At 72.4% G+C, this 12,756-nt stretch carries 8 protein-coding genes; 7 read left to right on the top strand and 1 reads right to left on the bottom strand.

The genetic code is table 11. The features are described 5' to 3' along the window. Nucleotides 1–220: 220 nt before the first annotated feature. Complete coding sequence (locus ACH4S8_RS21800; protein ID WP_398396403.1) at nucleotides 221–3,175, bottom strand: AfsR/SARP family transcriptional regulator; 2,955 nt, start codon at nucleotides 3,173–3,175, stop codon at nucleotides 221–223. Between the two features lie 246 nt (nucleotides 3,176–3,421). Here ACH4S8_RS21800 and ACH4S8_RS21805 point away from each other — a divergent pair, with 246 nt between their 5' ends. From ACH4S8_RS21805 to ACH4S8_RS21835, 7 genes are all read left to right on the top strand, one after another. Continuing rightward, nucleotides 3,422–4,681 (top strand): amidohydrolase family protein, encoded by a 1,260-nt coding sequence (locus ACH4S8_RS21805; protein WP_398396405.1) that lies wholly within the window; start codon nucleotides 3,422–3,424, stop codon nucleotides 4,679–4,681. A gap of 150 nt (nucleotides 4,682–4,831) precedes the next feature. Beyond that, nucleotides 4,832–6,316, top strand: coding sequence for an FG-GAP-like repeat-containing protein (locus ACH4S8_RS21810; protein WP_398396407.1), 1,485 nt, complete (start codon nucleotides 4,832–4,834; stop codon nucleotides 6,314–6,316). Nucleotides 6,317–6,466: 150 nt separating this feature from the next. After that, nucleotides 6,467–7,408, top strand: coding sequence for an LLM class F420-dependent oxidoreductase (locus ACH4S8_RS21815; RefSeq protein ID WP_398396409.1), 942 nt, complete (start codon nucleotides 6,467–6,469; stop codon nucleotides 7,406–7,408). Nucleotides 7,409–7,419: 11 nt separating this feature from the next. Next, entirely contained in the window at nucleotides 7,420–8,196 is a 777-nt protein-coding gene (locus ACH4S8_RS21820) for an SDR family NAD(P)-dependent oxidoreductase (protein WP_398396412.1), read from the top strand. 98 nt (nucleotides 8,197–8,294) lie between these two features. Continuing rightward, entirely contained in the window at nucleotides 8,295–9,413 is a 1,119-nt protein-coding gene (locus ACH4S8_RS21825) for an LLM class flavin-dependent oxidoreductase (protein WP_398396414.1), read from the top strand. A gap of 13 nt (nucleotides 9,414–9,426) precedes the next feature. Further along, nucleotides 9,427–11,157 (top strand): amidohydrolase family protein, encoded by a 1,731-nt coding sequence (locus ACH4S8_RS21830; protein ID WP_398396416.1) that lies wholly within the window; start codon nucleotides 9,427–9,429, stop codon nucleotides 11,155–11,157. Further along, complete coding sequence (locus tag ACH4S8_RS21835; RefSeq protein WP_398396418.1) at nucleotides 11,154–12,617, top strand: aldehyde dehydrogenase family protein; 1,464 nt, start codon at nucleotides 11,154–11,156, stop codon at nucleotides 12,615–12,617. The genes ACH4S8_RS21830 and ACH4S8_RS21835 overlap by 4 nt, the downstream gene beginning before the upstream one ends. Nucleotides 12,618–12,756: the final 139 nt, after the last annotated feature.

Genomic DNA, 12,756 nt, shown 5'->3' on the forward strand with positions numbered 1-12,756 from the left:
GTCTTTGGTGCGTTGTTTGGAGCAGCCCGTCCGGCAGCTCCCCCGTGGGCCGCCGGACGGGTACTCGGGGCCGATACCTTAGTGCTACGGCCTCAGGTCGTCCCGCCTGCCCCCCGACGCGACGGATCGACAACACAGAGACTGCCGGGTGGCGATAAACGAACGATGAACGCCCCCGAATGCGAACGCCTATGAGGCCCTGGGGCCTGTCCGACAGGTCCTAGGCGACGGCCATCGGGTTGAGCAGTGCCCTGACCGTGGCGGCCTCCGGAGCCCCCAGCGTCTGGAAGATGCCGAGGGACTCGCGCCAGCAGACCTGGGCCCGGCCGGAGTGGCCGATCGCGTTCAGCGCCTGCCCGAGCACGATGAGGACGTTGCCCCTGCGCCACTCGCCGCCGATGCCCCGCAGCACCGTCAGGGCCGTCTCGGCGTTCGTCGCCGCGGCGGCCGGGCGCTGGGCGGCGAGATCGGCCTCCGCGAGGCGGAACAGCGACATGCCCTCCCACAGCCGCTGGCGGCTGTTGCGGAACACCGCGAGCGCCTCGCCGAGGACGGCGGTCGCCTCCGCCAGCCGGCCGCTCTGGGTGAGGGCGAGGCCCAGCGCGTAACGGCCGTTGGCACCCTTCAGGGCGTGGCCCATGTCGTCGTACATGCCGGTGCCCTGCTGGGCCAGCGACACGGCGCTGCCGGTGCGCCCGGTGGCGAGGTGGATGCGCGAGAGGTTGCACAGGGCGCTGGCCTCGCCGGCCCGGTCGTGGCAGGCCCGGAAGCTCTCGATCGCCCGGGTCAGATGGGCCTCGCCGTCCTCGTACTGGTTCTGCAGGAGGGCGATCACACCGAGGGTGTTGGAGGCCCAGCAGCTCGTCAGGTGGTCCGTCTCGGCGGCCAGTTCGAGGGCCTGCGCGGCGGCCTCGCGGGCCGGGTCGAAGCGCCCGGTGTAGTAGTGGACGTACGCCAGGGTGACCAGGGCCCGCGCCTCGGCGTGCGCGTCGGCCGCCTCCCGGGCCGCTTCCCGCAGCGCGGCGGCGACTCCCTCGTACGCCTTGGAGTTCGTGCCGGACTCCGCCAGGTCCACGGAGGCCCACAGCGCGTCGACGGAGCGCCGGAGGAATCCCCCCTTGGTGGACTGCCGGACACACGCCAGCAGGGAGATCGCCTCGGAGTACAGCCAGTCCTGCGCCCGGTGCCGCTCCTCGAACACCAGCCCCGGATGGGCCGTCGGTTCCAGATGGTCCACCAGGCGGTCGCCGGGGCGTTCGATCGCGTAGACCCCCGCCGCCGTACTCAGATAGAAGTCCAGCAGCCTGGACATGGCCGCCGCCCGCTCGCTCGGCGGCTGTTCGTCGCGTTCGGCGCACGCACGTGCGTAGAGGCGTACGAGGTCGTGGTAGCGGTAACGGCCGGGGGCCGCCGACTCCAGGAGGGAGGTGTCGACGAGGGACTCCAGGAGGTCCTCGGTGTCCTCGGCCGGGAGGTCGAGCACCGCCGCCGCGGCGGCGAGCGAGATGTCGGGGCCGTCGGCGAGGCCGAGCAGGCGGAAGGCGCGCGCCTGGGCCGGCTCCAGCTGGCCGTAGCCGAGTTCGAAGGTGGCCTTGACGGCCAGGTCGCCGGCCTGGAGCTCGTCCAGCCGGCGGCGCTCGTCGCCGAGCTTCGCCGCGAGCACCGACACCGTCCAGGTGCGGCGGGCGGCGAGCCGGGACGCGGCGATACGGATGGCCAGGGGAAGGAAGCCGCAGGCCGCGACCACGTCGAGGGCGGCCTCCCGCTCGGAGGCGACCCGTTCCTCGCCCACGATCTTCGTGAAGAGCTGCAGCGCCTCCTCGGGGGACATCACGTCGAGGTCCACGAGGTGGGCGCCCGCCAGGTCCACCATCCGGATGCGTGAGGTCACCAGGGCGGCGCAGCCCTCGGTGCCGGGCAGCAGCGGACGCACCTGGGCGGCGTCGCGGGCGTTGTCCAGCAGGACCAGCACGCGGCGGCCGTCGAGGACGGAGCGGTAGAGGGCCGAGCGTTCCTCCAGCGAGTCCGGGATCGCGGAGTCCGAGGTTCCGAGGGCCCGCAGGAAGGCGCCGAGGACCGTCTCCGGTTCGGCCGCCCGCGATCCGGCGCCCTGCAGGTCGACGTACAGCTGTCCGTCGGGGAAGGCGGCGCGGGCCTGGTGGGCCACGTGCACCGCGAGCGTGGTCTTGCCGACGCCCCCGATGCCCGCGAGCGCCGAGACGGCCATGACCCGGCCCTCCTCGGAGGAGGCCGCGGCGAGGACGTCGCTCAGTTCCTGCACGAAGGACGCCCGGCCGGTGAAGTCGGTGACGGTCGCCGGGAGCTGGGCGGGGCGGACGACGGCGGCGACGGGCTCCGCCTTCGGGGCGGAGGGCTCGGCGAGGCCCGGGTCCGCCCGGAGTATGCGCTGCTGGAGTTCCTTCAGCCCCTGCCGCGGGTCCACCCCCAGTTCGTCGGCGAGCAGCCGCCGGGTGTCGGCGTACACGGCGAGGGCCTCCGCCTGACGGCCGGAGCGGTACAGCGCCAGCATCAGCAGTTCCCGCAGGCGTTCGCGCAGCGGGTGCGCCGCGGTGAGCGCGGTGAGCTCGGAGACCGCCTCCGCGTGGAAGCCCTGTTCCAGGTCCATGTCGAGCCGGGATTCGAGGAGTTGCAGGCGCCACTCCTCCAGGCGGGCCCGCTGGGTCTCCGCGTGGGGGCCGGGGATGCTCGCGAGCGGTTCGCCGTCCCACAGGGCGAGGGCGTCCCGCAGCAGGTCGCGGGCGCGGGACAGGTCGCCCCCCGCGCGCGCCTTCTCGGCGTCGGCGGCGAGCTCCTGGGCGTTCACGTGGTCGAGCGCGCCCTCGCGCAGGGAGCGGATGGCGTAGCCGCCGGACTCGCTCACCAGCACCTCGGCCCCGAGCGTCTTGCGCAGCCGCGAGGCGTACGTGCGCAGGGCGGCCAGCGCCTGGGACGGGGGTTCGTCGCCCCACAGGGCGTCGATGAGTTCGGAGGCCGTGGCGGTGCGGCCGTCGCGCAGCAGCAGCGCGGCCAGCAGGGCGCGTTGCTGCGGGGACCCGGCCGGCAGCGGATCGTCCCCGCGCCAGGCGCGCACCGGGCCGAGCACGCTGAAGCGCAACGCCGCGGGCCCCTCGGGGCCCGGACGCGACTGCTTCGGTACGCGCGGCACACCGTCCATCGCTGTCCCCCTGCCGAACTGTCAGTACAACGAGCCCAGTTTGCCTTGTTCATGGCGGATGCGTCAGCCGTGCGAGGCAGCGATCACAAGGCGTGGCCCGGTAGGCCACATGGTCCTCACACAGGCTTCTCACACTTCCCCACCCATTCATCCGCGCGCTGCCGTCGGCGGCCGCCCGCGAAGGGTGTCCGACGGGTCGCCGACAGAGAGCTGACGGGTCGTCAGATCAGCGCTACCGTGGCCGGTATGGAGACCACGGAAACCGCGCAGAACCCCTCGGCGGACGCCCGGGCCGTCTTTCCGAGGATCATCTCGGTGGACGACCACACGGTGGAGCCGCCCGACGTCTGGCGGGACCGGCTGCCCGCGAAGTACCAGGACACCGGGCCCCGCATCGTCCGCGCGCCGCTGAAGGAAATGACCTTCCTGGGCGGCAAGTTCGCCCCCGTGATGGGTGCGCCGGGCGACGACGGCCCCATCGGGGACTGGTGGGTCTACGAAGATCTGCACCGGCCCCTCACCCGCCTCGACACGGCGGTGGGCTACGACCGCGACGAGATCCGGCTCGAGGTCATCACGTACGAGCAGATGCGCCCCGGCTCGTACGACGTGCCGCTGCGGCTGGCCGACATGGACGTCAACCACGTCCAGTCCGCCCTCTGCTTCCCCACCTTCCCCCGCTTCTGCGGGCAGACGTTCACCGAGGCGGCCGACCGCGAGCTGGCCCTGCTCTCCGTACGGGCCTACAACGACTGGATGGTGGAGGAGTGGTGCGGGCCCAAGGCCCGGGGGCGCCTGATACCGCTGACGCTCGTACCGCTGTGGGACGCCCGTCTGGCCGCGGACGAGGTGCGGCGCAACGCCGCCCGCGGGGTGCGCGCGGTGGCCTTCTCCGAGATCCCGCCGCACCTCGGTCTCCCGTCCGTGCACACCGACGACTGGGACCCCTTCCTCGCCGCCTGCGACGAGACGGGCACCGTGATCGCCATGCACATCGGCTCCAGCAGCCGGATGCCGTCGACCTCGGCCGACGCGCCGCCCGCGGTCGGCTCGACGATCACCTTCGCCAACTGCTGCTTCTCGATGGTCGACTGGCTGATGAGCGGCAAGTTCGAGCGCTTCCCGAACCTGAAGGTGATGTACGCGGAGGGCCAGATCGGCTGGATCCCGTACATCCTGGAGCGCGCCGACGTGGTGTGGGAGGAGAACCGTGCCTGGGGCGGGGTGGCCGACAAGGTCCACCGGCCGCCGTCCGAGCTGTTCGCCGACCATGTGTACGGCTGCTTCTTCGACGACGCCTTCGGCCTGCGCAACCTCGACGCGATCGGTGTCGGCAACGTCCTCTACGAGACCGACTACCCGCACTCCGACTCGACCTGGCCGAAGTCGAAGGAGGTCGGCGAGGCCCAGATGGGGCACCTGGCCCCGGACGTGGTCGAGCGGATCGTACGGGGGAACGCGATCGAGCTGCTGGGGCTGACGGCGGAGGGACTGTGGGCGGGCTGAGGCGCGGGGGCGGCGCCGGTTGACGGTTCGGAAATTCCCGCTGCCTCCGGGGCAACCATGCCGCGACCAGGAGAGTCGTACCGGCGGCGGAGCGAAGATCTTGATTCCTCCGCCGGACGGATGCTCTTTGATCGCAGGAGTGGGTTCCCCATGAGAAGACGCAGATCTCTTTCTCGCCTCGCACTCGTGGCCGCCGTGGCCGTCGCCGGAGCCGTCGTCGGCCCGGTGAGCGCCCACGCGGCCGGCACGGCGAGCGCCGCGGCGACGAGCGTGCGTGCCGACTTCAACCACGACGGGTACGCGGACCTCGCCGTCGCCGCCCCCTGGGGCACGGTCGGCGGGCACGCCCGCGCGGGATACGTGAGTGTGGTGTACGGCTCCTCGACCGGGCTGGACACCAAGCACCGGCAGGTCATCAGCCAGAACACGGCCGGCATCCCCGGCGCGGCCGAGACCGGCGACTTCTTCGGCTGGGGCCTGTCCCTCGGCGACCTCGACGGCGACGGGTACACGGACCTGGTCGTCGGTGCCCCGGGCGAGGCGGTCGGGGACGTGCAGCAGGCGGGCACCCTGACCGCCGTCTGGGGCGGGAAGACGGGTCTGTCCGGCGGGAAGGTCGTGGCGACCGGATCCATGTTCGACCAGGTCAAGCCCCGCAACGTCACGGTCGGCGACTTCAACGGCGACGGCCGGCCCGACGTGGCCACGGAGAACCACGTGCTGACCGGTCCGTTCACCCGTACTGCCGGAGCGGCGGCGACCGCGGACCTCGCCCTCGGCCACAGCGACGACGACATGGGCACCATCATCGACGACGTCGCCGCCGGGGACGTCGACCACGACGGCATCACCGACCTCGTCGGACTCGTCCACACCTACGACGAGGAGGGGCCGGGCGTCGGCTTCCGTGTCGCCTATCTGCACGGCACCAAGCAGGGGCTGGCCGACCTGGTCGTCCTGAAGCGGGCCGACGGCACCAACGTGCCCGGCGGCTCCAGCCTCGGCATCGGCGACGTGAACAAGGACGGGTACGCCGACCTCGTCATCGGGCGCCCCGTCGACGGCCGGGGCGAGGAGTCCGTCGAGCCGGCGCTCCTGGGCGGGCAGGTCGGCGTCGTGTACGGCTCGGCGAGCGGGCCCGACACCTCCCGGACGACCGTGATCAACCAGGACACGGCGGGCGTGCCCGGAGTGTCCGAGAAGGGCGACGACTTCGGGAGGGGCATCTCCGTCGGAGACGTCAACGGCGACGGGTACGCGGACGTGGCCGTCGGCTCCCCGGGCGAGGCCATCGGCACGCTCGCAGCGGCGGGCGGCGTGGCGGTGCTGCGCGGCTCGGCGTCCGGGCTCACCGGCAAGGGCGCCGTGTCCTTCAGCCAGGACGCCACGGGCGTGCCCGGCACCGCGGAGAAGGGCGATCTCTTCGGCGCGTACACCGCACTGGCCGACACGAACCACGACGGCCGTGCCGAGCTGTGCGTGTCCGCGTACGGCGAGAACACCGAAGACGGCGCCGTCTGGGCGTTCCGCTCCACCACCACCGGTCCGACCGCCACCGGGTCCGTCTCCTTCGGGCCCGCCACCCTCGGCGCGCCGGTCACCGACGCCCGGTTCGGCTTCGGATTCGCCCGCTGACGCACCCCCGGCACTCCCCACGGCCCCGGCGGACATGTTCCGCCGGGGCTTCCCCTTGTCTGACGCGATGCCAGCGACGACTATGTGCGAGTCCCATTCAATCTGACGGACCGTCAGTCGGGCGGCCGTCGGTCAGGCAAGGGGGTCGTCGTGCCCGTCCTGTCCGAGGAACGCCTCTCGTACGGCATCCAGCTCCCCGTCCAGTCCCAGAGCACCATCTACGCCGAGCCGTGGGAGGCGGACGCGGGGCCGGGGGACCTCGTCGAGATCGCCCGCGCCGCCGACCGCGCCGGATTCGCCTACATCGCGAGCTGCGACCACGTCGCCGTACCGCGCCGGCTCGCGGACGCCATGAGCACCATCTGGTACGACCCCGTCGCCACGCTCGCCTTCCTCGCGGCCGTGACCGAGCGCGTCCGGCTGCTCAGCCATGTCGCGGTCGTCGGGCTCCGGCACCCGCTCGTCACCGCCAAGCAGTACGCGACCCTCGACCACCTCTCGGGCGGCCGGCTGGTCCTCGGGGTCGGCGCCGGGCACGTACGGGAGGAGTTCGAGGCGGTCGGCGCGGACTTCGAGCGCCGGGGGACGGTCCTCGACGAGACGATCGACGCCCTGCGCGCCGCGCTCGGCCCGGAGGAGTTCCCCGTCCACCACGGCAAGACGTACGACTTCGAGGGGCTCGGCCAGCGGCCCAGGCCCGCCCAGGAGCGGGTGCCCGTGTGGGTGGGCGGCTCCTCGCCCGCCGCCGTGCGCCGGGCCGCGCTGCGCGGCGACGGCTGGCTGCCGCAGGGCGATCCGCGCGACCGGCTGCCGGGGCAGATCGCCCGGCTGCGGGAACTGCGCGCCGAGGCGGGCGTCGCGGAACCCCTGACGATCGGCGCCATCACCGAGCCGCTGTACGTCGGCGAGCCCGGCTGGGGCGTCGGACGGCGGACGCTGAGCGGTCCGCCCGAGGCCCTGGCCGCGTCGCTGCGGGAGTACGGCGCCATGGGCGTGCACCAGATCCAGGTGCGGTTCCGCAGCCGGAGCCGCGACGAACTCACGGACCAGATGGCGGCGTTCGGAGCGGACGTCGCCCCCCACCTCGGCTAGGGAGTCACGGCATGGGCAAGCTGGACGGGCGGGTCGTCCTCATCACCGGCGCGGCGCGCGGGCAGGGCGAGCAGGAGGCGCGGCTCTTCGCGGCGGAGGGCGCGCGCGTGGTCGTCGCGGACGTGCTCGACGACCAGGGGAAGGAGCTGGCCGGGGAGATCGGCGCGACCTACGTCCATCTGGACGTGAGCCAGGAGGCCGACTGGACGGCGGCGGTCGCCTCCGCGAAGGCCGCGTACGGGCGGATCGACGGGCTGGTCAACAACGCCGGCATCCTGCGCTTCAACGCGCTCGTCGACACCCCGCTGGCCGAGTTCCTGCAGATCGTTCAGGTCAACCAGGTCGGGGTGTTCCTCGGGATCAAGACCCTCGCCCCCGAGATCGCCGAGGCGGGCGGCGGCACGATCGTGAACACGGCGTCCTTCACCGGGCTCACGGGGATGGCGTACGTGGGCGCGTACGCGGCGACCAAGCACGCCATCGTCGGCCTGACCCGCGTGGCGGCGCTGGAGCTGGCGGAGAAGGGGATCCGCGTGAACGCGGTCTGCCCCGGCGCTGTCGACACGGCCATGAGCAATCCGGCGCAGCTCTCCGGGGGCGGGGACGCCGAGGAGGCCTCGCAGGCGCTCGACGCGTTCTACTCCAAGCTCGTGCCGCTCGGCCGGATCGGCCGTCCCGAGGACGTGGCCCGCCTCGCCCTGTTCCTGACCGGAGAGGACTCCTCGTACATCACCGGGCAGCCCTTCGTGATCGACGGGGGCTGGCTCGCGGGCGTGAGCGTTCTCTGACGGTGCATCAGCTATTGACGGCCCATGCGCGCGGTGGAACAGTCGGCTCAAAGAATCTGACGATACGTCAGATAACTGGATGGGGACGGTGAACCGCCTTGGAATTCGGGCTCTTTGTACAGGGATACGTGGGCAAGCGGGCCGAGACCGACCCGCTCGCCGAGCACAAGGCGCTGATGGAGGAGACCGAGTACGTCATCCAGGCGGACAAGTCCGGCTTCAAGTACGCCTGGGCGTCCGAGCACCACTTCCTGGAGGAGTACTCGCACCTCTCCGCCAACGACGTCTACCTCGGATATCTCGCGCACGCCACCGACCGCATCCACCTCGGCTCCGGCATCTTCAATCCGCTCGCCCAGGTCAACCACCCGGTCAAGGTCGCCGAGAAGGTCGCCATGCTCGACCACCTCACCGGCAACCGCTTCGAGTTCGGGTCGGGCCGCGGCGCCGGGTCGCACGAGATCCTCGGCTTCCTCCCCGGCATCACCGACATGAACCACACCAAGGAGATCTGGGAAGAGACCATCGCCGAGTTCCCGAAGATGTGGCTCCAGGACGAGTACGTCGGCTTCCAGGGCAAGCACTGGTCGCTGCCGCCGCGCAAGATCCTGCCCAAGCCGTACGGGAAGTCGCACCCCGCGATGTGGTACGCCGCCGGGTCGCCGCCCTCGTACGCCATGGCCGCCCGCAAGGGCCTCGGCGTGCTCGGCTTCAGCGTGCAGAAGGTCGCCGACATGGAGTGGGTCCTGGAGCAGTACAAGACCGCCGTCGTGGACGCCGAGCCCATCGGCGACTTCGTCAACGACAACGTGATGGTGACCACCACCGCGATCTGCGCGCCCACCCACGACGAGGCGATCCGGATCGCGGTCGGCGGCGGGCTGCACTACCTGCCCTCCCTCGTCTTCCGCTACCACGACACCTTCCCGCGCCCCGAGGGCTTCCCCGTCTGGCCCGAGACCCTCCCCGAGTACAACGCGGAGTTCGTCGAGCTCCTCATCGAGGAGGAGCTGCTGATCTGCGGCGACCCGGACGAGGTGCTCACCCAGTGCAAGCGCTGGGAGCAGGCCGGCGCCGACCAGCTCAGCTTCGGACTGCCCGTCGGCGTCCCCAAGGAGGAGACCCTCCAGACGATCCGGCTGATCGGCGAGCACGTCATCCCGAAGATCGACACGGACCCGGTGCACCGCACGACCCGCTTCCGCCAAGCCGTCTGAGGGGGCTCCCGCGATGCTCGACCACGTGATCAGGGGCGCGACCGTCGTGGACGGGACGGGAGCGCCCGCGTACACCGCGGACGTCGGGATACGAGGCGGCCGCATCGCCGTGACCGGCACGGTCACCGAGCCGTCCCGGACGAGCGAGGACGCGCACGGGCTCGTCCTCGCCCCCGGCTTCGTGGACCCGCACACGCACTACGACGCCCAGCTCTTCTGGGACCCGTACGCGACCCCGTCCCTCAACCACGGCGTCACCACGGTCGCGGGCGGCAACTGCGGCTTCACCCTCGCCCCGCTGAACCCCGACCGCCCCGAGGACGCCGACTACACCCGCCGCATGATGTCCAAGGTCGAGGGCATGTCCCTGGTCGCCCTGGAGGAGGGCGCGCCCTGGAACTGGCACGGCTTCGGGGAGTACCTGGACGCCCTGGAAGGCCGGATCGCCGTCAACGCGGGCTTCATGGTGGGACATTGCGCGCTGCGCCGGTACGTGATGGGCCCCGACGCGGTGGGCGGACAACCGAACCGGGAACAACTCGACGCCATGCTGCGGCTGTTCCACGAGGCCATGGACGCCGGAGCCTGGGGTTTCTCCACCACCCAGTCCTCCACCCACTCCGACGGCGACGGCCGGCCGGTCGCCTCCCGGCACGCCGAACCCGCCGAACTGCTCGCCCTGGCCCGGGCCGTGGGGGAACACGAGGGCACCCAGATCGAGGCGATCACGGCCGGCTGCCTCGACCAGTTCAGCGACGCCGAGATCGATCTGTTCGTCGAGATGAGCGCGGCCGCGGGCCGCCCGCTCAACTGGAACGTCCTCACGATCGACTCCGCCGTCCCCGAGCGCGTCCCGCGCCAGCTGGAGGCGAGCGACCGCGCCCGCAAGTCCGGCGGCCGGATCGTCGCGCTCACCATGCCGATCCTCACCCCGATGAACATGTCGCTGGGCACCTTCTGCGCCCTGAACCTGATCCCCGGCTGGGGGCCGGTCCTCGCGCTGCCCGTCCCCGAGCGCATCGCGCGACTCCGCGACCCCGGGGTCCGCGCCGAGATGCTCAGGCGCGCGGCGAGCAAGGAGGCGGGCGTCTTCCGGCGGCTCGCCGACTTCGGCCGGTACGTCATCGGCGACACCTACAGCGCGGCGAACGAGGGCCTGACCGGGCGCGTGGTGCGCGACATCGCCGCCGAACGCGGCCAGGAGCCCTTCGCCTGCCTGGTGGAGATCTGCGCCGCCGACGAGCTGCGCACGGTCCTGTGGCCCATGCCCACCGACAACGACCCGGACTCCTGGGCCCTGCGCGCCGAGACCTGGCAGCACCAGGACGTCCTGCTCGGCGGCTCCGACGCGGGCGCCCACCTGGACCGCATGTGCGGGGCCCCGTACACCACCCGGTTCCTCGGCGACTGTCTGCGCGGGCGCGGGCTCGCCTCCCTGGAAGCGGCCGTGAAGATGCTGACGGACGATCCGGCACGCCTGTTCGGTCTGCGCGACCGCGGGCGCATCGAGGTGGGATTCCATGCGGACCTGGTGCTCTTCGACCCGGAGCGGATCGACGCCGGAAAGGCCACCCTGGTGCACGACCTGCCGGGTGACAGTCCGCGGCTGGACTCCCGGGCGATCGGGGTGAGGGCCGTGTGGGTCAACGGGGTGGAGGCGATCCGCGACGACGTGGTCACGGGCGCGGTGCCGGGCAGGGTCCTGCGGTCGGGCCGCGACACCCGGACGGTGAGCACCCGGTGACGGCCTCGGAGAGCACCGGGCAGCGGCTGTTCGTCGGCGGGGCGTGGGTGGCACCCGACCACGGGTTCTACGAGGTGAGGGACCCGGCGACCGAGAAGGTGGTCGGACTCGCCCCCGAGGCCTCCCGGGCCCAGGTGCACGCGGCCGCGGCGGCGGCCCGCGAGGCCTTCGGACCCTGGTCGCGCACACCCGCCGAGGAGCGGGCCGCCGTCCTCGCGCGGGCGGCGGACGTCATCCAGCGGAACTTCGCGGCGTACGCCGACCTCGCGCAGGCGGAGAGCGGCGCCACCACCGGGACGGCGCGCGGCATGCAGGTCGGGGTCGGCATGGCCCGCTTCCGGCGCTACGCCCGGCCCGAACCGGTCGAGACGGCGCTGCCGCCGCAGATCAACGAGGCGGGCCCCTTCGGCGGGGCCGCCGTGATGGGCGCGCTGGCCGTACGCCGGCCCGTCGGCGTGGTCACCTGCATCACCTCGTACAACAATCCGTGGGCCAACCCGGCCGGCAAGATCGCCCCCGCCCTCGCGATGGGCAACACCGTGGTGGTCAAGCCCGCCCCGCAGGACCCGCTCTCCGTCTACCGGATGGCCGAGGCGCTGGAGGCGGCGGGCGTGCCGCCGGGCGTCGTGAACGTGGTCGGCGGCTCGACGCCGGAGTCCGGCGAGGCCGCGGTCGACTCCCCGGACGTCGACATGGTCAGCTTCACCGGCTCGACGGCGGTCGGGCAGCGGATCGCCGAGGTGTGCGGGCGCGGGATGAAGCGCCAGCTCATGGAACTGGGCGGCAAGGGCGCGGCGATCGTCTTCGACGACGCGGACCTGGGTTCGGCCGTGGCGGGCATCGGCACGACCTTCTCCTTCTACAGCGGACAGATCTGCACGGCACCGACGCGGGTGCTGGCGCAGCGGGGCGTGTACGACCAGCTGGTCCGGCAACTGGCCGCTTACGCCTCCCACTTGAAGGTGGGAGACCCGCGCGAGCGGGGCACGGTGGTCGGCCCGGTCATCTCCGCCGCCCACCGCGACCGCGTCGAGTCCTACGTCGAACTCGGCCGCAAGGAAGGCGCGCTGGTGGTGACGGGCGGCGAACGGCCCTCCCTCCCCGGCGGTTTCTATGTCGCCCCCACCCTTCTCGCCGACTGCACACGGGACATGAGGGTCGTCCGGGAGGAGATCTTCGGCCCGGTCGTCGTCGTGCTGCCCTTCGACGACGAGGAGGAGGCGATCGCCCTCGCCGACGACTCCGACTACGGCCTGATCGACTACGTCTGGTCCGGGGACGTGGCCCGCGCCTTCCGCGTGGCCCGCCGGCTGCGCGCGGGCGGCGTCGGCGTCAACACGGTCGGCCGCAACATGGAGGCCCCCTTCGGCGGCTTCAAGAAGAGCGGAGTGGGCCGCGACGTGGGCTCGTACGCCCTGCACGCGTACAGCGAGACGCAGGCGATCGTGTGGCCGGGGTGACGTCCGCGTCGCGGGACGGACGCGGCCGGGGCAGGGGCTCCGGTCCGCCGCCTTCCGGCAGGCGTAGCACCGCTGCCGGAGCGGAGGGTGCTCCGGCAGCGGGGTGAGGGGCACTCTGGTAGCGATGCTACGGGTCGAG

Origin of the sequence: Streptomyces sp. NPDC021080 (assembly GCF_044333225.1) — a bacterium.
Lineage (GTDB): Bacteria > Actinomycetota > Actinomycetes > Streptomycetales > Streptomycetaceae > Streptomyces.

What these genes read in the sequence shown, in the direction of transcription:
- ACH4S8_RS21800 (WP_398396403.1), bottom strand. Translation starts at nt 3,175, where the DNA reads ATGGACGGTGTGCCGCGCGTACCGAAGCAGTCGCGTCCGGGCCCCGAG.
- ACH4S8_RS21805 (WP_398396405.1), top strand. Translation starts at nt 3,422, where the DNA reads ATGGAGACCACGGAAACCGCGCAGAACCCCTCGGCGGACGCCCGGGCC.
- ACH4S8_RS21810 (WP_398396407.1), top strand. Translation starts at nt 4,832, where the DNA reads ATGAGAAGACGCAGATCTCTTTCTCGCCTCGCACTCGTGGCCGCCGTG.
- ACH4S8_RS21820 (WP_398396412.1), top strand. Translation starts at nt 7,420, where the DNA reads ATGGGCAAGCTGGACGGGCGGGTCGTCCTCATCACCGGCGCGGCGCGC.
- ACH4S8_RS21830 (WP_398396416.1), top strand. Translation starts at nt 9,427, where the DNA reads ATGCTCGACCACGTGATCAGGGGCGCGACCGTCGTGGACGGGACGGGA.